The sequence below is a fragment of the Streptomyces sp. RKAG337 genome (genome assembly GCF_023701715.1).
Lineage (GTDB): Bacteria > Actinomycetota > Actinomycetes > Streptomycetales > Streptomycetaceae > Actinacidiphila.
In genome coordinates this window covers 5,549,257-5,573,389 of the sequence record NZ_JAJOZA010000001.1, presented here as the reverse complement: position 1 = coordinate 5,573,389, position 24,133 = coordinate 5,549,257, and the positions used below count along the sequence as shown (strand labels likewise).

At 70.7% G+C, this 24,133-nt stretch carries 19 protein-coding genes; 1 reads left to right on the top strand and 18 read right to left on the bottom strand.

What is annotated here, in order from left to right; genetic code table 11:
* Window positions 1–17: 17 nt before the first annotated feature.
* The 5 genes from LNW73_RS24715 to LNW73_RS24695 form a co-directional block, all read right to left on the bottom strand.
* Window positions 18–1,598: a Na+/H+ antiporter gene (locus LNW73_RS24715; RefSeq protein ID WP_250991424.1), complete on the bottom strand. Its 1,581-nt coding sequence runs from the start codon at window positions 1,596–1,598 to the stop codon at window positions 18–20.
* 58 nt (window positions 1,599–1,656) lie between these two features.
* Window positions 1,657–2,106 (bottom strand): GNAT family N-acetyltransferase, encoded by a 450-nt coding sequence (locus LNW73_RS24710; RefSeq protein ID WP_250991423.1) that lies wholly within the window; start codon window positions 2,104–2,106, stop codon window positions 1,657–1,659.
* Window positions 2,106–3,047: an RluA family pseudouridine synthase gene (locus LNW73_RS24705; RefSeq protein ID WP_250975420.1), complete on the bottom strand. Its 942-nt coding sequence runs from the start codon at window positions 3,045–3,047 to the stop codon at window positions 2,106–2,108. Before LNW73_RS24705 ends, LNW73_RS24710 begins: the two co-directional genes overlap by 1 nt.
* Before the next feature lie 81 nt (window positions 3,048–3,128).
* Window positions 3,129–3,710, bottom strand: a complete 582-nt coding sequence (lspA, locus tag LNW73_RS24700) for a signal peptidase II (RefSeq protein ID WP_250975421.1) — start codon at window positions 3,708–3,710, stop codon at window positions 3,129–3,131.
* A 109-nt stretch (window positions 3,711–3,819) separates the two neighbouring features.
* Window positions 3,820–4,413: a TraR/DksA family transcriptional regulator gene (locus tag LNW73_RS24695; RefSeq protein WP_250975422.1), complete on the bottom strand. Its 594-nt coding sequence runs from the start codon at window positions 4,411–4,413 to the stop codon at window positions 3,820–3,822.
* Window positions 4,414–4,982: 569 nt separating this feature from the next.
* Here LNW73_RS24695 and ileS point away from each other — a divergent pair.
* On the top strand, window positions 4,983–8,120 hold the full coding sequence (gene ileS, locus LNW73_RS24690) for an isoleucine--tRNA ligase (RefSeq protein ID WP_250991422.1): 3,138 nt from the start codon (window positions 4,983–4,985) through the stop codon (window positions 8,118–8,120).
* A 307-nt stretch (window positions 8,121–8,427) separates the two neighbouring features.
* Here ileS and LNW73_RS24685 read toward each other — a convergent pair whose 3' ends face one another.
* The 13 genes from LNW73_RS24685 to LNW73_RS24625 form a co-directional block, all read right to left on the bottom strand.
* Window positions 8,428–9,618, bottom strand: a complete 1,191-nt coding sequence (locus LNW73_RS24685; protein ID WP_250975424.1) for a DivIVA domain-containing protein — start codon at window positions 9,616–9,618, stop codon at window positions 8,428–8,430.
* 49 nt (window positions 9,619–9,667) lie between these two features.
* Window positions 9,668–9,952: a YggT family protein gene (locus LNW73_RS24680; RefSeq protein ID WP_138356950.1), complete on the bottom strand. Its 285-nt coding sequence runs from the start codon at window positions 9,950–9,952 to the stop codon at window positions 9,668–9,670.
* A gap of 62 nt (window positions 9,953–10,014) precedes the next feature.
* Complete coding sequence (locus LNW73_RS24675) at window positions 10,015–10,611, bottom strand: cell division protein SepF (RefSeq protein WP_138356951.1); 597 nt, start codon at window positions 10,609–10,611, stop codon at window positions 10,015–10,017.
* A gap of 64 nt (window positions 10,612–10,675) precedes the next feature.
* Window positions 10,676–11,395 carry a YggS family pyridoxal phosphate-dependent enzyme gene (locus LNW73_RS24670; protein ID WP_250991421.1) on the bottom strand — a complete coding sequence of 240 codons (720 nt, stop codon included), beginning with the start codon at window positions 11,393–11,395 and terminating at the stop codon, window positions 10,676–10,678.
* A gap of 224 nt (window positions 11,396–11,619) precedes the next feature.
* Window positions 11,620–12,849, bottom strand: a complete 1,230-nt coding sequence (gene ftsZ / locus LNW73_RS24665; protein WP_250991420.1) for a cell division protein FtsZ — start codon at window positions 12,847–12,849, stop codon at window positions 11,620–11,622.
* Between the two features lie 249 nt (window positions 12,850–13,098).
* The gene (locus tag LNW73_RS24660) at window positions 13,099–13,881 is read right to left on the bottom strand and encodes a cell division protein FtsQ/DivIB (protein ID WP_250991419.1); all 783 of its coding nucleotides are present in this window, start codon (window positions 13,879–13,881) and stop codon (window positions 13,099–13,101) included.
* 91 nt (window positions 13,882–13,972) lie between these two features.
* Window positions 13,973–15,067 (bottom strand): undecaprenyldiphospho-muramoylpentapeptide beta-N-acetylglucosaminyltransferase, encoded by a 1,095-nt coding sequence (murG, locus tag LNW73_RS24655; protein WP_250975428.1) that lies wholly within the window; start codon window positions 15,065–15,067, stop codon window positions 13,973–13,975.
* 6 nt (window positions 15,068–15,073) lie between these two features.
* Window positions 15,074–16,399 (bottom strand): putative lipid II flippase FtsW, encoded by a 1,326-nt coding sequence (gene ftsW / locus LNW73_RS24650; protein WP_374118279.1) that lies wholly within the window; start codon window positions 16,397–16,399, stop codon window positions 15,074–15,076.
* Window positions 16,400–16,535: 136 nt separating this feature from the next.
* Complete coding sequence (gene murD, locus LNW73_RS24645; protein WP_250993027.1) at window positions 16,536–17,972, bottom strand: UDP-N-acetylmuramoyl-L-alanine--D-glutamate ligase; 1,437 nt, start codon at window positions 17,970–17,972, stop codon at window positions 16,536–16,538.
* 14 nt (window positions 17,973–17,986) lie between these two features.
* Window positions 17,987–19,051, bottom strand: coding sequence for a phospho-N-acetylmuramoyl-pentapeptide-transferase (mraY, locus tag LNW73_RS24640; RefSeq protein WP_138356957.1), 1,065 nt, complete (start codon window positions 19,049–19,051; stop codon window positions 17,987–17,989).
* Complete coding sequence (locus LNW73_RS24635) at window positions 19,048–20,460, bottom strand: UDP-N-acetylmuramoyl-tripeptide--D-alanyl-D-alanine ligase (RefSeq protein WP_250991417.1); 1,413 nt, start codon at window positions 20,458–20,460, stop codon at window positions 19,048–19,050. Before LNW73_RS24635 ends, mraY begins: the two co-directional genes overlap by 4 nt.
* The gene (locus tag LNW73_RS24630) at window positions 20,457–22,103 is read right to left on the bottom strand and encodes a UDP-N-acetylmuramoyl-L-alanyl-D-glutamate--2,6-diaminopimelate ligase (protein ID WP_250975431.1); all 1,647 of its coding nucleotides are present in this window, start codon (window positions 22,101–22,103) and stop codon (window positions 20,457–20,459) included. Before LNW73_RS24630 ends, LNW73_RS24635 begins: the two co-directional genes overlap by 4 nt.
* Entirely contained in the window at window positions 22,100–24,115 is a 2,016-nt protein-coding gene (locus tag LNW73_RS24625) for a peptidoglycan D,D-transpeptidase FtsI family protein (RefSeq protein ID WP_250991416.1), read from the bottom strand. Before LNW73_RS24625 ends, LNW73_RS24630 begins: the two co-directional genes overlap by 4 nt.
* Window positions 24,116–24,133: the final 18 nt, after the last annotated feature.

Sequence of the window (24,133 nt, the reverse complement as noted above, 5' to 3'; positions counted from 1 at the left end):
AGCTCGGCGTACGGAGCTCAGCGCACCGAGCGCAGGTCCAGCAGGCGCAGCACCCGGTCCACGATCTCCGGGTCGGAGCCGGGCTCGCTGCGGGCGGCCAGCACCTCGTGCCGGGCGGCCGACATCATCTCGGCCTGGACCCGCTGTATGACCCGCAGCCGCTCGGTGCGCTTGGCGTGCGACTCACGGCGGTCGTCGTCGACGATGTCGGGCGAGATCCGGGCCCCGAGGTCGAAGGCGCGCCGCTGGAGCATCTCCGACACGTCCTCGTGCAGCGGCTCGACCAGCTCGATCTCCCGCAGCCGCTGCTTGGCCGCCTTGGTGGCACGCAGCGCGAGCCTCCGCTCCAGGTCGTGCTCGGCGTCGATGTTGCCGCGCACCCCGAGCCTCCTGACCAGCCAGGGCAGCGTCAGACCTTGCAGGACCAGGGTGGCCAGGACGACCGCGAAGGCGATGAACAGCAGCTCGTCACGGGCCGGGAAGGGGCCGTCGTCCGAGGTCAGCGGGATGGCGAGGGCCAGGGCGACGGACGCCACGCCGCGCATCCCCGCCCACCACATGACGACGGTCTCCCGCCAGGTCATCGGGATGTCCTCGTCGTGCCGCTGGTCCCGCCACCTGCGGGCCAGCCAGGCGGCCGGCAGCAGCCACACCAGCCGGACGCCGACGACCACGGCGATCACCAGTCCGGCGTGCGAGAGCATCGAGCCCCAGCGGCCGGCGCCGACGGCGAACACGTTGTGCAGCTCCAGCCCGATGAGGCCGAACGCGACGCCGGTGACGAGGGTGTCGACGATCTCCCAGAAGGTGGTGCCGGCCAGCCGCGCCGTCACATCGTCCGCCCCGACGGCGTGCTCGGCCAGGAAGAGCGCGGTGGTGAGCACCGCGAGGACCCCGGAGCCGCCGAGCTCCTCGGCGAGGCCGTACGAGGCGAACGGGACCAGCAGCGTCAGCCCGATCTGCAGGGTCGGGTCCCCGACGATGCCCATCAGCTTGTTGGCGGCCCAGCCGAGCGCCATGCCGATCGCGACCGCGACCACGGCGGACAGCACCAGTTCGCCGGCCGCGTGCTCGGCGGAGAACTTCCCGGTCACGGCCGCGGCGATCGCCACGTGGTAGAGCACGATCGCGGTGACGTCGTTGAACAGCCCCTCGCCCTCCAGGATCGAGACCATCCGCCGCGGCAGCCCCAGGCTGCCGGCCACCGCGGTCGCGGCCACCGGGTCGGGCGGCGCCACCAGCGCGCCGAGCGCGACCGCGGCGGCGACCGTCACCCCGGGCACGATCGCGTTGGCGACGACCGCGACGGCCGCCGTCGTGACGAAGACCAGGGCGACCGCCAGCAGGAAGATCGCCCGCTTGTTGGCCGCGAACTGCCGCCACGAGGTGCGCTGCACGGACGCGTAGAGCAGCGGCGGCAGGACGATCGGCAGAATCAGATCGGGGTCGATCTGCACGTTCGGGATCTGTGGCACCAGGGCCAGCACGATGCCGAACAGGGTCATCAGGACCGGTGACGGGAGCCCCATCCGGTCGCCCAGCGGCACCATGACGATGGCCGCGAGCATGAGCGAGAAGAACAGGACGAGCTGGTCCACGGCGGGCGGCTCCTGGGACTCCTGGGAAGGGACGCCTCAGGGTGCCACAGGCGGGGCGTCAGCCCAGGGAGCGCCGCATGGCGCGGTGTGCGATGCCCGCGTCGGGGAACTCCGGCCCGAACGGGGTGTAGCCCAGCCGCTCGTAGAAGGCGATCGCGTGCACCTGCGACTCCAGGTAGACCCCCGCGAGTCCGAGCCTGCGGGCCTCGTCCTCCAGCGCGGCGACCAGCCGGGCGCCGACGCCGCTGCCGCGCGCGGGCTTGAGCACCGCGAGCCGGCCGAGCACCGCGGTGTCCGGGTCGCCGCCGTTCTTGGCGGCGGCGTCGGCGCCCAGCAGCAGCCGTCCGGTACCGGCGGCCGGGGCCAGCGCGTGCACGGCCCGGTCGTCCTTGCCGTCCCACTCCAGCTCGGCCGGGACGTTCTGCTCGACGACGAAGACCTCGTGACGGATGGCGTGCACGGCCGCCATGCCGTCGGCGTCCCGCGCCGCGACCACGCGGACGTCCATCAGACGCTGTCCTCCCGGACGACGTCCAGGGCGCGCTGGAGATCGTCGGCGTACGCGCTCTCGAACTCCACCCAGCGGCCGTCCGACGGGTGCTCGAAGCCGAGCTTCACCGCGTGCAGCCACTGGCGGCTCAGGCCGAGCCGCTTGGACAGCGTCGGGTCGGCGCCGTACGTGAGGTCGCCGACGCAGGGGTGGCGGTGGGCGGACATGTGCACCCGGATCTGGTGGGTGCGGCCGGTCTCCAGCTTGATGTCGAGCAGGCTCGCGTGCCGGAACGCCTCGATGAGGTCGTAGTGCGTGACGCTGGGCTTGCCCTCGGCGATCACGGCCCACTTGTAGTCGTGGTTCGGGTGCCGGCCGATCGGGGCGTCGATGGTGCCGCTCATCGGGTCCGGGTGGCCCTGCACCAGCGCGTGGTAGCGCTTGTCGACGACGCGCTCGCGGAACTGCTGCTTGAGCAGTGTGTACGCGCGCTCGGACTTGGCGACGACCATCAGCCCCGAGGTGCCCACGTCGAGCCGGTGCACGATGCCCTGGCGCTCGGCGGCACCGGAGGTGGAGATCCGGTAGCCGGCGGCGGCGAGGCCGCCGATGACGGTCGTGCCGGTCCAGCCGGGGCTGGGGTGCGCGGCCACGCCGACCGGCTTGGAGATCACCACGAGATCGTCGTCGTCATGGACGATCACCATGCCCTCGACGGCCTCGGCCACGATCTGCACGGGCTGGGGCGGCGCCGGCATCTCGACCTCCAGCCAGGCTCCGCCGTGCACCCGGTCGGACTTCATCGCGGGGCTGCCGTCGATGGAGACCTTCCCGGAAGCAGCCAGCTCCGCCGCCTTGGTGCGCGAAAAGCCGAACATACGCGCGATGGCGGCGTCGACGCGCTCGCCTTCTAGGCCGTCGGGTACGGGCAGGGTCCGGGTCTCGGGAAGGGTACTCACCTGGTCGAGTATGACGGACGGCGGTGGCAGCTCCGTCCCGGCGGCCCGGACCCGGCGGCCGGCCGGCGGCCCGGCCGCGGCTCAGTCGCGGTGCAGGGTGCCGTCCGGGTCGAGGCCGCGGAAGGACAGCAGCACGATCAGGATGCCGCCGCAGACGATCGCGGAGTCGGCGAGGTTGAAGACCGCGAAGTGGGCGGGCGCGATGAAGTCCACCACATGCCCCTCCAGGAACCCCGGCGACCGGAAGACCCGGTCGGTGAGGTTGCCGAAGGCCCCGCCGAGCAGCAGCCCGAGCGCGATCGCCCAGGGCAGGCTGTAGAGCTTGCGGGCCAGCCGGGCGATCACCACGATCACCCCGGCCGCGATGATCGTGAAGACGATCGTCATGCCCTGGCCGAAGCCGAAGGCCGCTCCCCCGTTGCGGATCGCCTCGAGCCGCAGCCAGCTGCCGAGCAGGTCGATCGGGGTGTCGCGGTGTTCGAGGCTGGTGACCACCCAGAGCTTGGACAGCAGGTCCAGGGCGTACGCCAGCGCCGCCACCGTGAGCAGGAGGGCGATGCGCCGCTTGCCCCTGGGTGCGGTGAGCGGCGCCTCCTCAGGGGCTCCGGCCGCTGCCGTGGCCTCTTCGTCCCGTTCCTCGATGCCGTGCTCCGCTTCCGTCACGTGAGTCCCTCAGCCCTTGTGCAGCTTGTGCCGGCCAGGCCGGATCCTGGCTGTTGACGAGGGTACGTCACACCCGCGCGCGGGGTTCCCCCCGGCCGGGGGCAGGGGTTCAGCGACGCTCCTGCCGCTGCTTGCAGTCGATGCACAGGGTCGCCCGCGGGAAGGCCTGCATCCGCGCCTTGCCGATCGGGTTGCCGCAGGACTCGCAGCGGCCGTACGTGCCCTCGTCGAGCCGCTCCAGGGCGTGCTCGGACTGGGCGAGCATCTCGCGGGCGGTCGCCGCCAGCGACATCTCGTGCTCCCTGGTGATGTTCTTGGTGCCGGTGTCGGCGTCGTCGTCACCCGCGCCGCCCCCGGAATCGCGCAGCAGCCCCGCCACCGACGCCTCCGAGGACGCGATCTCGGCCCGCAGCCGCTCGGCCTCCGCGAGCAGCTCGGCACGGGCCTCCAGGACCTCGGAGGCGGACCAGGGGTCCTCCCCCGGCCGGACCGGGAGCACGCCGGGCTCCCCGGCCGCCCGGGAGGCGGGAACCGCGGACGCGACCGTACCGGCCGCCGTCTTCTTCGCAACCACCTTTTTGGCTCCCGTCTTCTTCACTGCCGCGGTCTTCTTCGCCACGACCTTCTTCACGGCCTTCTTGGCGGCGGTGGCCGCCTTCTTCGCCGGTGTCGTCTTCTTGGCGGCGGTCTTCTTCACGACCATGGCCGCGACCCCTTCACATTTTGTGATCTTGCTCGCGAATCGTGCCGGAACGGTAAAACGGCTCCGGACCCGCGGCAACGGGGCACGCCGCTTGATCCCCCCGTCACGCCCGGTGGGCCGACAGGTCTGCATCCTGTGTGCCCAGGTGTTCCACCAGGTATTCCGGTATTCACCGGTAGTGACGCCGGACGGCCGGACTTCGGTTGTCTTCATCAGGCCATTCGGGTCAGTGGGACCCGCCCCGCCGACCCGCGGAACCGGGCCGACAGGGCGGCCCCCGGCCCCGTACACTGGCCGCAGCGAAAGGCGTGGAAAGGGACGAGTAGCGCCGCACGCAGCCAAGAGCGACCCGGGGACGGTGGAAGCCCGGGGGTGTGCGCGACGCGAAGATCACCCCGGAGCCGCCGGAGGAAAGCCGCAGGGCGAGTAGAACCGGCATCGCGGCCCCAATCAAGGGGGTCCAGGGGGCGCCGCCTCCCGGGCCAAGAAGGGTGGTACCGCGGGAGCCCAGGCTCTCGTCCCTTCGTCGGAACACGGAAACACGTGACAGTCCGCCGGAGGCACCACCGATGACGCCGCAGTACCGCCAGGTACCCGCCCAGGTCGACCTGCCCGCTCTCGAGCACGAGGTGCTCGGCTTCTGGAGCGAGAACAAGATCTTCGCCCGCTCCCTCGACCAGTCCGAGGGGCTGCCCGAGTGGGTGTTCTACGAGGGCCCGCCGACCGCCAACGGCATGCCGGGCGCGCACCACATCGAGGCCCGCGTCTTCAAGGACGTCTTCCCCCGCTTCAAGACCATGCGGGGCCACCACGTGACCCGCAAGGCCGGCTGGGACTGCCACGGCCTGCCCGTCGAGCTGGCCGTCGAGAAGGAACTCGGGTTCACCAGCAAGCAGGACATCGAGGACTACGGCATCGCCGAGTTCAACGCGAAGTGCCGCGAGTCGGTGACCCGCCACACCGACGCCTTCACCGAGCTGACGACCCGCATGGGTTACTGGGTCGACCTGGACGACGCCTACCGCACGATGGACCCGCAGTACGTGGAGTCCGTGTGGTGGTCGCTGAAGCAGATCTTCGACAAGGGCCTGCTGGTCCAGGACTACCGCGTCGCCCCCTGGTGCCCGAAGGACCAGACGGGCCTGTCGGACCACGAACTGGCGCAGGGCTACGAGACGATCGTCGACCCCTCCGTCTTCGTCCGCTTCCCGCTGACCTCGGGCCCGCTCGCGGGCGAGGCCGCCCTACTGGTCTGGACGACCACCCCCTGGACCCTGGTCTCCAACACCGCCGTCGCCACCCACCCCGCGGTCACCTACGTGGTGGCGACCGACGGCGACGAGAAGCTGGTCGTCGCCGAACCGCTGCTGGAGAAGGCCCTCGGCGAGGGCTGGACCGCCACCGGCGTCAGCTTCACCGGCGCCGAGATGGAGCGCTGGACGTACGAGCGCCCCTTCGACTTCATCGAGATCCCGGACGCGCACTACATCGTCAACGCCGAGTACGTCACCACCGAGGACGGCACCGGTCTGGTCCACCAGTCCCCCGCCTTCGGTGAGGACGACCTCAAGGTCTGCCGCGCCTACGGCCTCCCCGTGGTGAACCCGGTCCGCCCCGACGGCACCTTCGAGCCGGAGGTCCCGCTCGTCGGCGGCGAGTTCTTCAAGAAGGCGGACGAAAAGCTGGTCGCGGAGCTCCAGCGCACCGGCCGCCTCTTCCGCCACGTCCCGTACGAGCACAGCTACCCGCACTGCTGGCGCTGCCACACCGCGCTGCTCTACTACGCGCAGCCGTCCTGGTACATCCGCACCACCGCCGTCAAGGACGCGATGCTGCGCGAGAACGAGAAGACCAACTGGTACCCGGATTCGGTCAAGCAGGGCCGCTTCGGCGACTGGCTGAACAACAACGTCGACTGGGCCCTCTCCCGCAACCGCTACTGGGGCACCCCGCTGCCGATCTGGCGCTGCGAGGAGAACCACCTCACGTGCGTGGGCTCCCTCACCGAGCTGTCGGAGCTCACGGGCTCCGACCAGAGCGGTCTGGACCCGCACCGCCCGTACATCGACGAGATCACGTTCTCCTGCACCGGCGAAGGCTGCGAACTCACCGCCGTCCGGGTCCCCGAGGTCATCGACGCCTGGTACGACTCGGGATCGATGCCGTTCGCGCAGTGGGGCTACCCGCACCGCAACAAGGAGATCTTCGAGAAGAGCTACCCCGCGCAGTTCATCTCCGAGGCGATCGACCAGACCCGCGGCTGGTTCTACACGCTGATGGCCGTCGGCACCCTGGTCTTCGACCGGTCCGCCTACGAGAACGTGGTCTGCCTGGGCCACATCCTCGCCGAGGACGGCCGCAAGATGTCCAAGCACCTGGGCAACACCCTGGAGCCCATCGCGCTCATGGACCAGCACGGCGCCGACGCCGTCCGCTGGTTCATGGCGGCCGGCGGCTCGCCCTGGTCCGCCCGCCGGGTCGGCCACGGCACGATCCAGGAAGTGGTCCGCAAGACCCTCCTCACCTACTGGAACACCGTCGCCTTCCAGGCCCTGTACGCCCGCACCGCCGGCTGGACCCCCAGCGCGAGCGACCCGGCCCCGGCCGACCGCCCGCTGCTGGACCGCTGGCTGCTGGGCGAGCTGCACGCCCTCACCCGTGACGTCACCGAATCCCTGGAGTCGTACGACACCCAGCGCGCGGGCAAGCTGCTCTCGTCCTTCGTCGACGACCTGTCCAACTGGTACGTCCGCCGCTCGCGCCGCCGCTTCTGGCAGGGCGACGCCGCCGCGCTGCGCACCCTGCACGACGTGGTCGAGACGATCACCCGCCTGATGGCCCCGCTCACGCCGTTCATCGCCGAGCGGGTCTGGCAGGACCTCGTCGTCCCGGTCACCCCGGACGCCCCGGACTCCGTCCACCTCTCCTCGTGGCCGGCCGCCGACGAGTCGGCGATCAACCCGACCCTCTCCGAGCAGATGCTGCTCGTCCGCCGCCTGGTGGAACTGGGCCGCGCGACCCGCGCCGAGTCCGGCGTCAAGACCCGCCAGCCGCTCTCCCGCGCCCTGGTGGCCGTCGCCGGCTTCGAATCCCTCGACCCGGCGCTGCACACGCAGATCACCGAGGAACTCAACGTGCTCTCCCTCGCCTCGCTCTCCGAGGTCGGCGGATCCCTGGTCGACACGACGGCCAAGGCGAACTTCCGGGCGCTCGGCAAGCGCTTCGGCAAGGGCGTCCAGGATGTCGCGAAGGCCGTCGCGGCCGCCGACGCGGCGGCGCTCTCCGCGGCGCTGCGCGACGGCACCGCCACCGTCGAGTTCAACGGCGAGCGGATCCCGCTCTCCCCGGACGAAGTGATCATCACCGAGACCCCGCGCGAGGGCTGGTCGGTGGCGTCCGACTCCGGCGCGACCGTCGCCCTGGACCTGGAGATCACCCCCGAACTCCGCCTGGCAGGCCTGGCCCGCGACGCGATCCGGCTGATCCAGGAGGCCCGCAAGAACTCGGGCCTGGACGTGGCGGACCGCATCGCCGTCCGCTGGCAGTCCGCGAGCGACGACCTGACCACCGCCCTGACCGAACACGCCACGCTGATCGCGGACGAGGTCCTGGCAACGGACTTCGCCCAGGGCACCCCTGACGCCACCTACGGCGAAGCGTTCACGGACGACCAGCTGGGCCTGACCTTCCACCTCCGCAAGCAGTAAGTAACGACCGAAGGCCGCCGCCCACCCCTTCCCCAGGGATGGCCGGCGGCCTTCGCCATGTGCCGGAGCGGGCTCGGACGCGAGGGGCCGGGACCGCAGGCGTGGGGGTCCGAAATGCTGCCGAGCTATTTGTGGGCCGCCAGGCCCGTAAATAGTCGATTTCGGACCCCCACGCCGGAGGGCCCGGGCCCGACCTCGCACCGGCCCGGAGCGCGCAAAACGGGCCGGGCCCCAAGGGAAGAATCCCCAGGGGCCCGGCCCGATGCTCGCCGCAGGCGCTAAAGCTGACGCGCCGAGCGGCAGGCGACTAGTTGTCGTCCTCGTCGATCAGGAAGCCACGCATCGGCGTCGGCGCCTGCTGCAGCGGCTGCGGGCTCTGCGGCCGCACCGGAGCCATCGGCTGCGTCATGGCCGGAGACATCTGCTGCTGGCCGCCGTACGTCGGGTTCGGGCCGCTGTGGCCCATGCCCTGGTTCCCGTACGCCGGGTTCTGGCCGGTGTTGTGGCCCATCGCACCGGCACCGGCCGGAGCCATGCCACCGCCCATGGATCCACCCATCGTGCCGCCGCCCATGGAGGACGGAGCGGGCAGCGACGCGGCGGCCGGGGCGCGCGGCGGAGCCAGCGAGTCGTCCGCCTGGGTCTCCAGCTGGCGCAGCTGGCTCTCCAGGTAGGACTTCAGACGGGTCCGGTACTCGCGCTCGAAGCCGCGCAGGTCCTCGACCTTGCGCTCCAGCGTGGCGCGGGCGGACTCCAGCGAGCCCATCGCGACGCGGTGCTTCTCCTGCGCATCCCGCTCCAGGGCGTCAGCCTTGGCACGGGCGTCCCGCTCCAGGCCCTCGGCGCGGCTGCGTGCCTCGCCGACGATCTTGTTGGCCTCGGAACGGGCCTCCGCGATCGCCTGGTCGGCGGTCTGCTGCGCCAGTGAAAGAACCCGGGCCGCGCTGTCGCCGCCGGGCGACTGCTGCTGCATGGGGTGGCCCTGCTGCTGCATCGGATGCTGCTGCTGCATGGGGTGCTGCTGCTGCATCGGGTGCTGCTGCTGGCCCATCGAGTTCTGGCCCATCGGACCCTGACCCATCGGGTTCTGGCCCATCGGGCCCTGACCCATGGGGCCCTGGCCCATCGGACCGGGACCGTGCTGCTGCTGGGCGCTCGGCCCGGCAGGCAGCTGCAGTGCGCCGGACTGCTGCTGGGGCTGCCCCATCTGCTGGGGCGGACCCATCTGCTGCGGCGGCACGGGCTGCGGTCCGGATATGGCCGCGGGGACCGGACGGTCCTGCGACTCCGGCTTGCGCATGCCCTGCTGCTGGTTCTGGGCGGCGGCTCGGGTGGCCGCGGCCAGTTTGGCCCGCAGGTCCTCGTTTTCTCGTAGGAGCCTGGTCAGCTCTCCCTCGACCTCATCGAGGAAGGCGTCGACCTCGTCCTCGTCATAACCTTCTCGGAGGCGGACGGTCGTGAACTGCTTGTTCCGCACGTCCTCGGGGGTCAGCGGCATCTCTTCACCTCAACGTGATCGTCGACATATCGGGAGTCCGCATCGTTCATCACAGACTCCCGACAACGCGGAGCAGGATGAGCACGATGATCATCAATACGAAGAAGGACAGGTCGAGCGCCACGCCCCCGAGACGCAGCGGCGGAATGAACCGCCGCAGAAGCTTGAGTGGCGGATCGGTGACAGTGTAGGTGGCCTCAAGGACCACCACCATCGGCTTCCCAGGTTGCCACGAGCGCGCGAACTGGAAGACGTAATCCATCACCAACCGGAAGATCAGCACGATCAGGAAGCACATCAGCACGATGTAGAGCACCTGTAGTGCGTAGCTCATCGCGCGTCCCTCTCCCCTGCTCGCCTTCGGCCTGGTGGCCGGATTTCCTCGGTGTGTGGTGCTCAGCTCTGGTTGAAGAACCCGCCCTCGGCGATGCGGGCCTTGTCCTCCGCCGTGACATCGACGTTAGCAGGCGACAGCAGGAACACCTTCTGCGTCACCCGCTCGATGCTGCCGTGCAGGCCGAAGACCAGGCCGGCGGCGAAGTCGACAAGACGCTTTGCGTCCGTGTCGTCCATCTCCGTCAGATTCATGATCACCGGTGTGCCCTCGCGGAAGTGTTCCCCGATGGTACGGGCTTCGTTGTACGTGCGGGGGTGAAGTGTGGTGATCCGGTAGGGCTCACGCTCGGACACGACCTTGGGCATGATCACCGGTGCGTTCTTCTCCATGCTGTGACGTTCGGGTGTGATGGACGCCACTGGGGCGATCCGCGGTTCGCGGGGCGCCGGCGCATGGACGAGTCGTGCCGGTTCGTCCCGTTGTGGCTGGTGCTGGGCGAGCTCATTGTGCTGATTGTGCTGACTGCGTGGCCTGTGGTTGCGCTCAGGCTCCGGCTCGGGTTCGAACTCGTCGTCGGGATCGAATCCCGGGCCGTCGTACCCGTCGTCCTCCACGAGGCCGAGGTAGACCGCCATCTTGCGCATCGCGCCGGCCATGCTCTGCGTCCTCTCAGCGGGGAAAGACCATATTTATTGCTGTGGTCCGACTTGTTTGGTGACGTTACCGGAGCCCGGGACGGACTCCGAGTACCGCAGTACCGACGCGTACATGTGTCGCTCCCGCCGCCACCGCCTGCTCCAGGTCGGCGCTCATCCCTGCCGAGACCATGGTGGCAGCCGGATGGGCCGCGCGCAGGCCGGATGAGATTTCCACCAGCCGATCGAAGGCGGCGCGTGGTTGGCCCCGGTACGGGCCGTCGAGCGGAGCGACCGTCATCAGCCCGTCGAGCCGGAGGCCCGGCGCCGCGGCGATCGCGTCGGCGAGGCCGCCGACGACGTCGGGCGCGACTCCGCCCCTGCTGCCCTGGGTCCCTGACTCGGCGTCAAGGGCCACCTGGACCAGACAGCCCACCTCGCGGCCGCGGGCGACCGCCGCGGTGGACAGCGCGCCGACCAGCCGGAGCCGGTCGACGGAGTGCACGACATCGGCGTAACCGACCACGGAACGGACTTTATTGGTCTGCAACTGGCCCACGAAGTGCCAGGTCAGCGGCAGATCCGCGCACTCGGCCGCCTTCGGGGCGGCGTCCTGGTCGCGGTTCTCCGCGACCTGCTGAACGCCGAGTTCCGAGAGAAAACGCACATCGCTCGCGGGGTAGGTCTTGGTGACCACCACGAGCGTCACGTCCTTGCGGTCGCGGCCCGCCGCGTCGCACGCGGCGGTGATGCGCTCCTCGACCCGGGCCAGATTCGCGGCCAGTTGGGCCTTGCGATCCGTCACTGCCTCGCTCACGTTCCTTCAGTCGATCCGATGGTACGAACATGGGATATCTCACCCGTAGCCGTCTCGAATCGGGCGAGTTGGGCGGATACACAGCGAACGGCGCTCATCGCGCCCCTTCCTGAGGAGGGACGAAATGCGCGCCGTTCACCGAGGGGCCGAACCCGGCCACTTCACGAACAAGAGGACAAGAAGGTCACTTCACCCGAGGAACTGAGGGAAGCTCACTTCAGGAAATCGGGTACGTCCAGCTCTTCCGCCGCGGAGTCCTGGTACGGACGGGCCGGCGGCACGTGCGGCGGGGCTACGGGAGTCGCCGGTACTTCATTGGAGGGGCCGACGGGCTCCGGCTCCTCGGCGCGGACCGGCACACTGCCGAGGCCGCTGTAGGAGGTCGGGCGCGGGGCCTCGGCCTGGTTGCCGACCCGGGCGGGGCCGGTCGCGGGGGTCTCCTCGCGGGCGCCGTACGCGCCGAGCACCTTGTCGCGGCTGCCCTTGGGCGGCGGCTGGCCGCCGTCGAAGCCGGCCGCGATGACGGTGACCCGGACCTCGTCGCCGAGCGCGTCGTCGATGACCGCGCCGAAGATGATGTTGGCCTCGGGGTGCGCGGCCTCGCTCACCAGCTGAGCCGACTCGTTGATCTCGAACAGGCCGAGGTCGGAGCCGCCGGAGATGGAGAGCAGCACTCCGCGGGCACCGTCGATGGACGCTTCGAGCAGCGGCGAGGAGATGGCCATCTCCGCGGCCGCGACCGCGCGGTCGTCGCCACGGGCCGAACCGATGCCCATCAGGGCGGAACCCGCTTCGGACATCACGGACTTCACATCGGCGAAGTCCAGGTTGATGAGACCCGGGGTGGTGATCAGATCGGTGATCCCCTGCACGCCGGACAGCAGCACCTGGTCCGCGGACCGGAACGCGTCGAGCACGCTGACCTGGCGGTCCGAGATGGACAGCAGCCGGTCGTTGGGGATGACGATGAGAGTGTCGACATTGTCGCGGAGACCGGCGATGCCGTCCTCCGCCTGGTTGGCGCGGCGGCGTCCCTCGAAGGTGAAGGGCCGGGTGACCACACCGATCGTCAGGGCGCCCAGCGAACGGGCGATGTTGGCGACCACGGGTGCGCCACCGGTGCCGGTGCCGCCGCCCTCGCCCGCGGTGACGAAGACCATGTCGGCGCCCTTGAGCACTTCTTCGATCTCTTCGCGGTGGTCCTCGGCGGCCTTGCGGCCGACATCGGGGTTCGCGCCGGCGCCGAGGCCGCGGGTGAGTTCGCGGCCGACGTCGAGCTTGACGTCGGCGTCGCTCATCAGGAGGGCCTGCGCATCGGTGTTGATCGCGATGAACTCGACGCCCTTGAGACCGACCTCGATCATCCGGTTGATGGCATTGACGCCACCGCCGCCGATTCCGACGACCTTGATGACTGCGAGGTAGTTCTGCGGTGCTGCCACGTCGAAGGCCTCTCGCCTCGAGTTACGTATGCCTGTGGGACGGTCGGTACGTTCGCCGGTGCTGCCCCGAACCCTAACGCTGAGGTTTAGGGTTACCAGTATGCCTGTCCCATGCGTTCCTTGGGACAGGACACTAAGTCGACAAGCGGTGTGCGTTCAACGAACACGCCGAACCTCCCGTTTTTCTTTTGACCCTATGTGATCACGGCCCGGTCGGGCGAACCAGGGGGCGAACCGGGATACCCGTCGTCAACTTCCCGATGCCGCAGGGGCGCTGGGAGCGCTTACATCGAATCTGTTCGCGTTTTTCGCGGCCTTCATCAGAGCGATCAGCACCGACGCCTTCTGCGCACCCTCTTCGGAGCTCCCCCACACCACGGTCCGGCCGCCGGACAGTTCGACGGTGACGCTGTCATAGGACCGCATCCTGATGACACGGGCATCCTTGCGGACGGAATCGGGGAGACTCGCGGAGACTTCGACGGCCGCCCGCAGCAGGCTCTTTGTTCCGAAGTGGAGAAGGCTCGGAGACTGATCCGGAGTCAATTCCACGAGAGGCGCACCGGCCGGCGCGGTGACGACGGTGGCGAAACGTACGCCTTCCACGTCCACTTCGATGAACTTTTCGCCGCTCTTCAGTACCGCGGAAGGCGTTCTCTCGGTCACTTTCAGGCCGATGCCGTGCGGCCAGTCCCGTTCGACGGTCACCTCGGCGATCCGCGGCAGGGCGGTGAGCAGCCGGCGTTCGACGGCACCGGTGTCGACCGAGGCGAGCGGGCCCCCGAGCGGAACGGCCGCGGCGGCGCGCACCTCGTCGGCGGTGAGCACCTTGGTGCCGCTGACCGTGACGTGCCGCGCCCGCAGCCAGGACGAGCCGTAGACCAGCCATGTCCCGGCGGCGGTCAGCACGGTGACGAGGACGAGCAGGATCAGCACGGCGCGGCGCGCGCGCCTGCGGCGGGCGGGCGTGCGACGCGCGGGGGCGGTCGGCTCCGCCTTCTCGCCGCGTTCGGCGGTGGTCGGTCCGGCCATGCGTTCGCCCCTTCCTGCGCCCTGGCCGCCCCCGGAAGCTGACCGGGGGCGCCCCTGGGCGGGCTTGCTGTCCAAGCCCGCCGGGGGGCTCCTATCCTGCCCGGCGGGCGGCGATCGCCTCGTACACCATGCCGACCAGCAGGTCGTCGGCGTCGGGGCGGCCGAACTCGGCGGCGTGCCGGGACATCTCGTACAGCCGGTGCGGATCGGTGAGCACCGGGAGGACGTTGCCGATGACCCAGTCCGGGGTCACCTCCGCGTCGTCCACCAGCAGCCCGCCGCCCGCCTTGACCAGCGGCTGGGCGTTGAGGCGCTGTTCGCCGTTGCCGATCGGCAGCGGGACGTAGGCGGCCGGCAGGCCGACCGCGGACAGCTCGGCGACGGTCATCGCGCCGGCCCGGCAGAGCATCATGTCGGCGGCCGCGTAGGCGAGATCCATCCGGTCGATGTACGGAACCGGGCGGTAGGGCGGCATTCCGGGCATGTTGTCGGCGACCGGAAGTTCGTTCTTCGGGCCGACGGCGTGCAGGATCTGGACGCCCGACTGCTGCAGTCGCGGGGCGACCGTGGCGATCACCTCGTTCAGCCGGCGGGCCCCCTGGGAGCCTCCGGAGACCAGCAGCGTCGGAAGGTTCTGGTCGAGGCCGAAATAGGCCCGCGCCTCGGCGCGCACGGCGGCCCGGTCGAGGGTGGCGATCGTCCGGCGCAGCGGGATGCCGATGTAACGGGCGTTGCGCAGCTTGCTGTCCGGGCTGCTGACGGCCACGCCGTGGGCGTAGCGCGAGCCGATCTTGTTGGCGAGGCCGGGGCGGGCGTTGGCCTCGTGGACGACGATCGGCACACCGAGCCGCTTGGCGGCGAGATAGCCGGGCAGCGCGACGTAGCCGCCGAACCCGACGACCACATCGGCCTTGGTGCGTTCCAGGATCTGCTCCGCGGCCTTGATGGTGCCGCGCAGCCGTCCGGGGACGGTGATCAGTTCGGGCGTGGGGCGGCGTGGCAGCGGAACGGCCGGGATCAGCGCCAGTTCATAACCGCGCTCCGGGACGAGCCTGGTCTCCAGGCCCTTCTCCGTGCCGAGCGCTGTGATTCCTACGGTCGGGTCCTGCCTGCGCAGGGCATCGGCGAGCGCGAGCGCAGGCTCGATGTGGCCGGCGGTCCCCCCACCGGCGAGTACGACATGCACCGAAATTCACCGCTTCCCGGACGGCCGTCCTTTGACGAACCGTCTCATCGTCCGTGACATCACCCCGGGTCCGCGCACGGCCAGTGCCGCTCGCGCCCCGGGCTCACTCCTTGCGAAGGAGATGAGCAACCCGATCGCGAACATCGTCGGCAGGAGGGCCGAACCTCCGTAGGAGAACAGCGGAAGCGGGACTCCGGCGATCGGCAGCAGGCCGAGCACCGCACCAATGTTGATCACGGCCTGAGCCGTGATCCAGGTTGTCACGCCACCCGCTGCGAACCTGACGAAGGGGTCCTCCGTACGACCGGCCACGCGGATACCCGCATAGCCTAGGGCCGCGAAGAGGGCGAGAACCGACAGCGTCCCCGCGAGACCCAGTTCCTCCCCGGTGACGGCGAAGATGAAGTCGGTGTGCGGCTCGGGCAGTTCGCCCCATTTTTCCATACTCGCGCCCAGTCCGGAACCGAACCAGCCACCGGATGCGAGGGCGTAGATCCCGTGCACGGCCTGCCAGCACTGGTCGTTGGTGCCCGGATCGCTCGCCGCGATGCAGCCGAGCCGTGACATCCGGTTGGGGCTGGTCTTGATGGCCAGGAACGCGAGGAAGGCCGCGCCGGAAAGCACTCCCACGAACAACCGGGTGGGCGCACCGGCCAGCCAGAGCAGGCCGAAGAGAATCGCGGTGAGGATGATCGTGGTGCCCATGTCGCCGCCGAGCATGATCAGGCCGAGCACCATGAATGTCACCGGCACCAGGGGCACCAGCAGGTGCTTCCACTGGATGAGCAGGTTCTTGTCGCTCTTGCGGGCCAGCAGGTCGGCGCCCCACAGGACGAGTGCGAGCTTGCCGAATTCGCTGGGCTGCAGCTGGAAAGGCCCGCCGAGAGAGATCCAGTTGGTATTGCCGTTGACCGTTTCCCCTATTCCCGGCACCTGGACCAGGCACATCAGGAAAACGGCGCCGAGCAGCAGCGGATACGCCAGCGCGCGGTGCAGCTTGACGGGCATCCGCGCCGCGGAGATCAGCAGCACGGTGCCGATGGCGGCGGCCAGCAACTGCTTGCGGAAGTAGTACGTGGAGGGGTAGCCGTAGCGCAGCGCCTGGATCATCGACGCGGAGTAGACCATCACCAGCCCGAGAACGGTGATGAGCAGGCTTCCGCCGAGGATCAGATAATACGCGGTGAGCGGCCGGTCCCAGGCCGCCTGGAGGCGGTCGTGGAGCCTGCGTGGGCCCCCCAGGGGGCCGGACCGCCGGGTCCTGGTCTCCTTGCGTGCCGGAGCGGGTACGGCGGGCCTGACGGGGCCCGCAGCGACGCGCTTGGCGGGCAGCACGCGGGCCGCCCCTTCCCGGGAACGGCGCTCCACGCCGCGGGCGGCGGAACGGTCGGCCGTCATGCGTCCCCTCCAGTGGTGCGGCGCCGGGGGTTCACGACCTGGGGGTCGTCAGCGGCGCGGGGACGCCCGGCTACTTGTCGTGTCCCGCGCTCTCGGGTACCAGGGCCCGCACGGCCTCGGCGAATGCCTCGCCACGCTTGCCGTAGTTGGTGAACATGTCCATGGAGGCGCAGGCCGGTGCCAGCAGAACCGTGTCACCCGGCCGGGAGAGCTCCCTCGCCGCCTCCACCGCCGCGGCCATCGCCCCAGTGTCGGTCCGTTCCAGGTCGGTGACCGGGACCTCGGGGGCGTGTCGCGCGAGCGCTTCGCGGATCAGCGCGCGGTCGGCGCCCATCAGCACCGCGCCGCGCAGCCGCGGGGCGGACCTGCGGACCAACTCGTCGAACGTGGCGCCCTTGGCGAGGCCGCCGGCGATCCACACGATGGACTCGTAGGCGGCCAGCGAGGCCTCGGCGGCGTGCGTGTTGGTGGCCTTGGAGTCGTCCACGTAGGCGACGTCGTCGACGGTCTCCACGAGGGCGATGCGGTGGGCGTCGGGCCGGAAGGCGCGCAGCCCGTCGCGTACGGCGGCCGGTTCGACGCCGAAGGCACGGGCCAGCGCCGCGGCGGCCAGCGCGTTGGCGATGTTGTGCGGGGCGGGCGGCTGGACGTCGGAGACTTCCGCGAGCTCCTGGGCGTTCTTGTGCCGTCCCTCGACGAAGGCGCGGTCGAGCAGGATGCCGTCCACCACTCCGAACTGGGACGGGCCCGGGCTGCCGAGGGTGAAGCCGATCGCGCGGGCCCCCTCCTCGACGTCCGCCTCGCGGACCAGTGCCTCGGTCGCCGGGTCCGCGGTGTTGTACACGCAGGCGACCTGGTTGCCCTCGTAGATCCGGCCCTTGTCGGCGGCGTACGCCGCCATGGAGCCGTGCCAGTCCAGGTGGTCGGGCGCGAGGTTGAGGACGGCCGCGGAGTGCGGCCTGACGCTGGGCGCCCAGTGCAGCTGGTAGCTGGACAGCTCGACGGCCAGGACGTCGTACTTCTCCTCGCCGAGCACGGCGTCCAGGACCGAGACGCCGATGTTGCCGACGGCGGCGGTCCGCAGGCCGGCGGCCTTGAGGATGGCGGCGAGCATCTGGACGGTGGTGGTCTTGCCGTTGGTGCCGGTGACCGCCAGCCACGGCGCTGGATTCTTGTCGGCCCCGCCACGCAGCCGCCAGGCCAGCTCCACATCGCCCCACACCTCGACACCGGCCGCCTCGGCGGCCGCGAAGAGCGGGCTCGTGGGCTTCCAGCCCGGTGCGGTGACGACGAGCCCGGTGCCTTCGGGGAGGGTGTCGCCGTCGCCGAGGCGCACGGTGACGCCCAGCTCCCGCAACCCCTCGGCCTCGGCCCGCTCCCGCTCGCCGTCGCCGCTGTTCACGACGGTGACGACGGCGCCCAGGGCGTGCAGCGCCCGTGCGGCCGGGACGCCGGAGACGCCCAGGCCCGCGACGGTGACGCGGACGCCCGCCAGTTCTGTTGCCACCGGGTGCGGCGCTGTCACGAGGCGGCCACCCAGCCGGCGTAGAACAGGCCGAGGCCGATGGCCATGCACATGCCCTGGATGATCCAGAAGCGGACCACGACCAGGACTTCGCTCCAGCCCTTGAGTTCGAAGTGGTGCTGGAGTGGCGCCATCCGGAAGACCCGCTTGCCGGTGAGCCGGAAGGAGCCGACCTGGATGACGACGGAGAGCGTGATGAGGACGAACAGGCCGCCGAGGATCGCGAGCAGCATCTCGGTGCGCGAGCAGATCGCCAGGCCGGCGAGCGCGCCGCCGAGGGCCAGCGAGCCGGTGTCGCCCATGAAGATCTTGGCCGGTGAGGTGTTCCACCACAGGAAGCCGAAGCACGCGCCCATCAGGGCCGCGGCGACGACCGCGAGGTCGAGCGGGTCCCTGACCTCGTAACAGGCGCCGTTGGCGCTGAGCGGGGCGCCGCACCACTGGCCGTACTGCCAGACGCCGATGACGGTGTAGGCGGCGAAGACCATCACGGACGCGCCGGTGGCCAGACCGTCGAGGCCGTCGGTGAGGTTCACGCCGTTGGACATCGCCAGGATCATGAACAGCGCCCAGATGACGAAGATCACTGGACCTATCGTCCAGCCGAAGTCCTGGGTGAAGGACAGCTTGGTGGAGGCCGGGGTCTGACCGCGCGAGTCGGAGAAGTTCAGCGCCAGGACCGCGAACGCGATGCCGACGATGAGCTGGCCGCCCAGCTTCGCCTTGGCCCGCAGGCCCAGGCTCCGCTGCTTGACGATCTTGATGTAGTCGTCCAGGAAGCCGACCAGACCGAGTCCCGCGGTCAGGAACAGCACCAGCAGACCGGACATGGTCGGCCGCTCGCTGGTGATGACCTTGGTCGCGGCATAGGCGACCAGGGTCGCCAGGATGAACGAGATGCCGCCCATCGTCGGAGTGCCGCGCTTGCTGTGGTGCGCCTTCGGACCGTCGTCACGGATCATCTGCCCGTAACCCTTGCGGGCCAGCAGCCGGATCAGCAGCGGAGTGCCGATCAGCGACAGGAAGAGACCGAGCACACCGGATACGAGAATCTGCTTCATCGCGCGGCGACCTCACCTTCGGTGCCGTCGAGCAGCGCCAGCGCCACGCGCTCCAGTCCGACCGACCTAGATGCCTTCACCAGCACGACGTCCCCCGGGCGCAATGCGCTGCGCAGCAGGTCGATCGCCGTCTCCGCGTCGGACACGTGCACCGACTCCTCACCCCACGAACCCTCGTTCTTGGCGCCCATATCCAACCAGGCGGCTTCCAAGCCGCCCACGGCCACGAGCTTGCTGACGTTGAGCCGGACGACCAGTCGCCCGACCGCGTCGTGCTCGGTGAGGGACTCCCCACCGAGTTCGGCCATCTCGCCGAGCACCGCCCACGTACGGCGCCCGCGCCCCATGGCGGCGAGCGCGCGCAGAGCGGCTCTCATGGAGTCGGGGTTCGCGTTGTAGGCGTCGTTGACGACCGTCACGCCGTCGGGCCGCTCGGTGACCTCCATACGCCAGTGCGAAAGGGTTCCCGCGGCGGAGAGCGCGGTGGCGATCTCCTCGACGGGCATGCCCAGTTCACCGGCGACGGCGGCCGCGGCGAGCGCGTTCGACACGTGGTGCTCACCGTACAGGCGCAAGGTCACTTCGGCGCACCCGGTGGGTGTGCGGAGTGTGAAGAGCGCCTGACCTCGGTCGTTGAGCCGGACATTCTCCCCGCGGACCTCGGCTTCTGCCCCTTCGCCGAAGAGCACGACGCGGGCCGAGGTGCGCGCGGACATCGCGCGCACCAGCGGATCGTCGGCGTTGAGGACCGCCACTCCGCCCTGGTCCGCGGCGGGCAGCGACTCGACGAGTTCGCCCTTCGCGATGGCCGTTTGATCGCGGCCGCCGAACTCACCGATGTGCGCGGCCCCGACGTTCAGGACGACGCCGATCCGCGGCGGGGTCAGCTCCGTCAGATACCGGATGTGGCCGATGCCGCGGGCGCCCATCTCCAGCACCAGGTGCTGGGTGGACTCGTCGGCGCGCAGCGCGGTGAGCGGCAGCCCGATCTCGTTGTTCAGCGAGCCGGGTGTCCACACCGTGGGAGCGTGCCGTTCCAGCAGTTGGGCCATCAGGTCCTTGGTGCTGGTCTTGCCGGCCGAACCGGTGAGGGCGACGGTGGTCGCGCCGAGCCGGGCGATGACGGTCCGGGCGAGGGCGCCGAGCGCGGCCACGACGTCGTCGACGACGATCGCGGGCACGCCGACGGGGCGGGAGGCGAGTACCGCCACCGCTCCGTCCTTCACGGCGCCCACCGCGTAGTCGTGGCCGTCCACGCGCTCGCCGGCGAAGGCGGCGAACAGCGCGCCGGGCACCACCTCACGGGAGTCGATGACCACGGGGCCCGTCACGCGCGTCCCTGGTTCCGGTATGTCGTGCATGCTCCCGCCGACCGCGTCAGCGACCTCGGCGAGGGTGAGTGGGATCACAGCTGTTCCTGGTCCTTCTCGATGGCGGCGCGCAGTACTTCCCGGTCGTCGAAGGGGCGTACCACTCCGGCGATGTCCTGGCCCTGTTCATGGCCCTTGCCCGCGACCAGCACGATGTCGCCGGGCTCGGCCCGGGCCACCGCGATGGCGATGGCGGCGGCCCGGTCGGGCTCGACGATGACGTGCCCGCGTTCGTGGGCGGGTACTTCGGCTGCTCCGTTCAGCATCGCGGCGAGGATCGCGAGCGGGTCCTCGGAGCGCGGGTTGTCGGACGTCAGTACGGCGGTGTCCGCGAGCCGCGCGCAGGCGGCGCCCATCGGGCCGCGCTTGTGCTGGTCGCGGTCGCCGCCGCAGCCGAGCACGGCGTGGATGCGGCCCTCGGTGGTCTTGCGCAGGGCGCGCAGCACGGACTCGACGGCGTCGGTCTTGTGGGCGTAGTCCACGACCGCGAGATACGGCTGGCCCGCGTCGACGCCCTCCAGCCGGCCGGGCACCCCGGGGACGGCGGCGACGCCGTCCGCGGCGGTCTGCGGGTCCATTCCGGCGATGACCAGCGCGGTGATCGCGGCGAGGGTGTTGGCGACGTTGAACGGGCCGGGCAGCGGGGCGGCGGCCCGCGCCGTCTCGCCCTTGGGCCCGGTGACGGTGAAGGTGCTGCCCAGCGGGCCGGTCTCGACGTCCGTGGCGCGCCAGTCGGCGTCCAGGTCCCCCTCGGCGGAGAACGTGGTGATGGGGACCCCGGCCTCGGCGACGAGCCGGCGGCCGTACGCGTCGTCCAGATTGACGACGCCGACCCGGCTGCGCTGCGGTGTGAACAGCCGCGCCTTCGCCTGGAAGTAGTCCTCCATGTCCGTGTGGAATTCCATGTGCTCGGGACTGAGGTTGTTGAAGACCGCCACGTCGAAGACGGCGCCGTCCACCCGGCCGAGCACCAGCGCGTGGCTGGAGACCTCCATGACGACCGACCGGACGCCCCGCTCGTGCATGACGGCGAACAGCGCCTGGAGGTCGGTGGCCTCGGGGGTGGTGCGCTCGCTCTTGATCCGCTCGTCGCCGATCCGCGACTCGACGGTGCCGATGAGGCCGGTGCTCCTGCCGTGCACGGCCCGCAGGCCGCCCTCGACGAGATAGGCGGTGGTGGTCTTGCCCGACGTTCCGGTGATGCCGATCTGCAGCAGGTCCTCGCCCGGTTCGTCGTAGATCCAGGCGGCCAGCGCGCCCATCCGGGCGCGTGGGTCGTCGACGGTCAGGACCGGCAGACCGGTGGCCGCCGCGCGCTCGGTGCCCGCCGGATCGGTGAGGATCGCGACGGCGCCCAGGTCCGCCGCCTGGGCGGCGAAGTCGGCGCCGTGGAAGCGGGCGCCGGGCAGCGCCGCGTAGACGTCGCCGGGGCGGACCGCCCGGGAGTCGTGGGTGATGCCAGTGGCGGGGGCGCCGTCCGCGGGCGGCTCCGCACCGAGCCGCGCGGCCAGCTCCGCCAGCGCTTTGGGTCGGACTGCGGACGGGCGGGGCGCGCCCGGCTGCTTGAGGGGGGACTGATCAGCTTTTGGCACGGCGGTGAGGTTACCGGGCTGGCCCCGGTCGGGGCCAAAAGACCCCCGGTCCCGGCCGGGTCGGTCGCCGTCGGATGTGATCGTTGTCACCTCTTCGATGGGTCGAACTCGACGGGCAGGTGCGGTGCCTCCGTGCCGGAGGGCGCGGCCTGCAGGGATTTGAGGGCGAATTCCATGACCTGCTTGAAGACCGGGCCGCAGATCTGCCCGCCGAAGTAGCTGCCGCTGGTCGGGTTCTGGATGACGCAGGAGACGGTGACCCGGGGGTTGTCGGCGGGTGCGAAACCCAGGAACGAGGCCGTGTACCCCTTGTACCGGCCGGTGACCGGGTCCACCCGGTTGGCCGTGCCGGTCTTGCCCGCGACCCGGTATCCGGCGATCTGCGCCTTGTTCCCGGTGCCCTGTTCGTCGCCGACCACGGACTCCAGCATGGTCGCCAGCGTCTTGGCGGTCTTCTCGCTGACCACCCGGGACGTCTTGGGCGCCTCGGACGGTACGAAGCGGCCGTCGGGACCGGTGATGCCGCGGATCAGGGTGGGCTCCACGCGGACGCCGCCGTTGGCGACCGTCGAGTAGACCGAGGTGGCCTGCAGGGCGTTGAGCGACAGTCCCTGGCCGAACGGGATCGTGTACTGCTGGGAGGCGTTCCAGTTCTGCGGCTTGGCCAGGATCCCGCGGGTCTCGCCGGGGAAGCCGAGCCCGGTGGGATCGCCGATCCCGAACTTCTTCAGATACGAGTAGAGCACCGCGTTCGCCTGCGCCTGGGTCTTGCCGAGCTGGCCGGTCGCCAGGATCGTGCCGATGTTGCTGGACTTGGCGAGCACCCCGTTGAGGGTCAGCGACCAGGTGCCGTGGTCCACGTCGTCGTGGAAGATCCGGTCGGCGCGCGGCAGGGTGCCGGGGACCGTGACGTGGGTCTCCGGGGTCGCGACGCCCTGGTCCAGGACCGCGGCCATCGACATCAGCTTGCTGACGCTGCCGGGCTCGTAGGCGTCCTGGACGGCCGCGTTGCCGAGCGCGTTGGCGCTGGCGTGGGTGAGGTCGTTCGGGTCGTAGCCGGGGGCGTTGGCCATCGCGAGGATCTCGCCGGTGCGGGTGTCCTGGACGATGACGTAGCCGCGGTCCGCCCGGGATTTCTGCACCTGTGCGGTGATGGCGCTCTGCGCCGCCCACTGGATGTCGCGGTCGATGGTCAGCTGCACGTCGGAGCCGGGCACGGCGGGGTGCTCCTGGACTCCGGCGGTCGGCACCTGGCGGCCGCTGGACTGGGCGTAGCGGATCCTGCCGGCCTCGCCCGCGAGCTCCTGGTTGAGCATCGCCTCGAGACCGCCGCCGCCGGCGCCCTCGCCGTTGACGAAGCCGATCACTCCGGCCGCGAGGTCGCCGCCGGGATAGACCCGCTTGGTGTGCGGATCGCTGAAGACCCCGGCCAGTACGTTGACGCCGCCCTTGGTCTTGGCGGCCTTGTCGTTCAGCGCCCGCTTGAGGTCCTTGATCTGGTTCCAGACCTGCGGGGACTGCTGTCTGGCGATGACCTGGTAGCGGGAGTTCGGGGTGGCGAGCTTCTTGGCGATGGTCCTGGCGTCGCCGCCGACGATCGGCGCGAGGAGCTCGGCCGCCTGCGCGGGCGCGTCCGTGGTCTTCGTCTGGGCGGAGGTGAACAGGAACGGGTCCGCGGTGATGTCGTACGCGTCGACGGTCGTCGCCAGGTCGGTGCCCGACCGGTCGGTGATGGTCCCCCGGTCGGCGGCGACGGTGTGCGAGACCCAGCGGTTGACGGCGGCCTTGGCCGCGTACGCGGGCGCGTCGACGGCCTGCACCTGCAGCAGCCGGACGACGAACGCGAGCATCACCAGCGTCAGCGCGACGCTGACGAGCCGCAGCCGGGGCTTGGGGCGGCCCAGCCGCAGCGGGGCCGGCGGGCGGGGCGGGCGCGGGCGGCGGGCGGCGGGGCGGCGGGCGGCGCCCGGGGCGGGACGGCCCGGCCTCCTGGCGTCCTGCGACCGCTGTGAGCCCTGTCCGGCCGCGCCCGGCGCCCCGGCCTTCCGGGGCCCGCCGGGGCCCGGCAGCCGCCCGCGCTGCGGGCGCCTCGGCTCACTCATGCGCACCGTCCCCCGGAG

Coding starts and splice junctions, on each gene's coding strand:
- ileS (WP_250991422.1), top strand. CDS start 4,983: ATGACGCCGCAGTACCGCCAGGTACCCGCCCAGGTCGACCTGCCCGCT.
- LNW73_RS24695 (WP_250975422.1), bottom strand. CDS start 4,413: ATGGTCGTGAAGAAGACCGCCGCCAAGAAGACGACACCGGCGAAGAAG.
- LNW73_RS24625 (WP_250991416.1), bottom strand. CDS start 24,115: ATGAGTGAGCCGAGGCGCCCGCAGCGCGGGCGGCTGCCGGGCCCCGGC.
- LNW73_RS24680 (WP_138356950.1), bottom strand. CDS start 9,952: ATGAGCTACGCACTACAGGTGCTCTACATCGTGCTGATGTGCTTCCTG.
- LNW73_RS24660 (WP_250991419.1), bottom strand. CDS start 13,881: ATGGCCGGACCGACCACCGCCGAACGCGGCGAGAAGGCGGAGCCGACC.
- LNW73_RS24685 (WP_250975424.1), bottom strand. CDS start 9,618: ATGCCGCTGACCCCCGAGGACGTGCGGAACAAGCAGTTCACGACCGTC.
- LNW73_RS24675 (WP_138356951.1), bottom strand. CDS start 10,611: ATGGCCGGCGCGATGCGCAAGATGGCGGTCTACCTCGGCCTCGTGGAG.
- mraY (WP_138356957.1), bottom strand. CDS start 19,051: ATGAAGCAGATTCTCGTATCCGGTGTGCTCGGTCTCTTCCTGTCGCTG.
- LNW73_RS24710 (WP_250991423.1), bottom strand. CDS start 2,106: ATGGACGTCCGCGTGGTCGCGGCGCGGGACGCCGACGGCATGGCGGCC.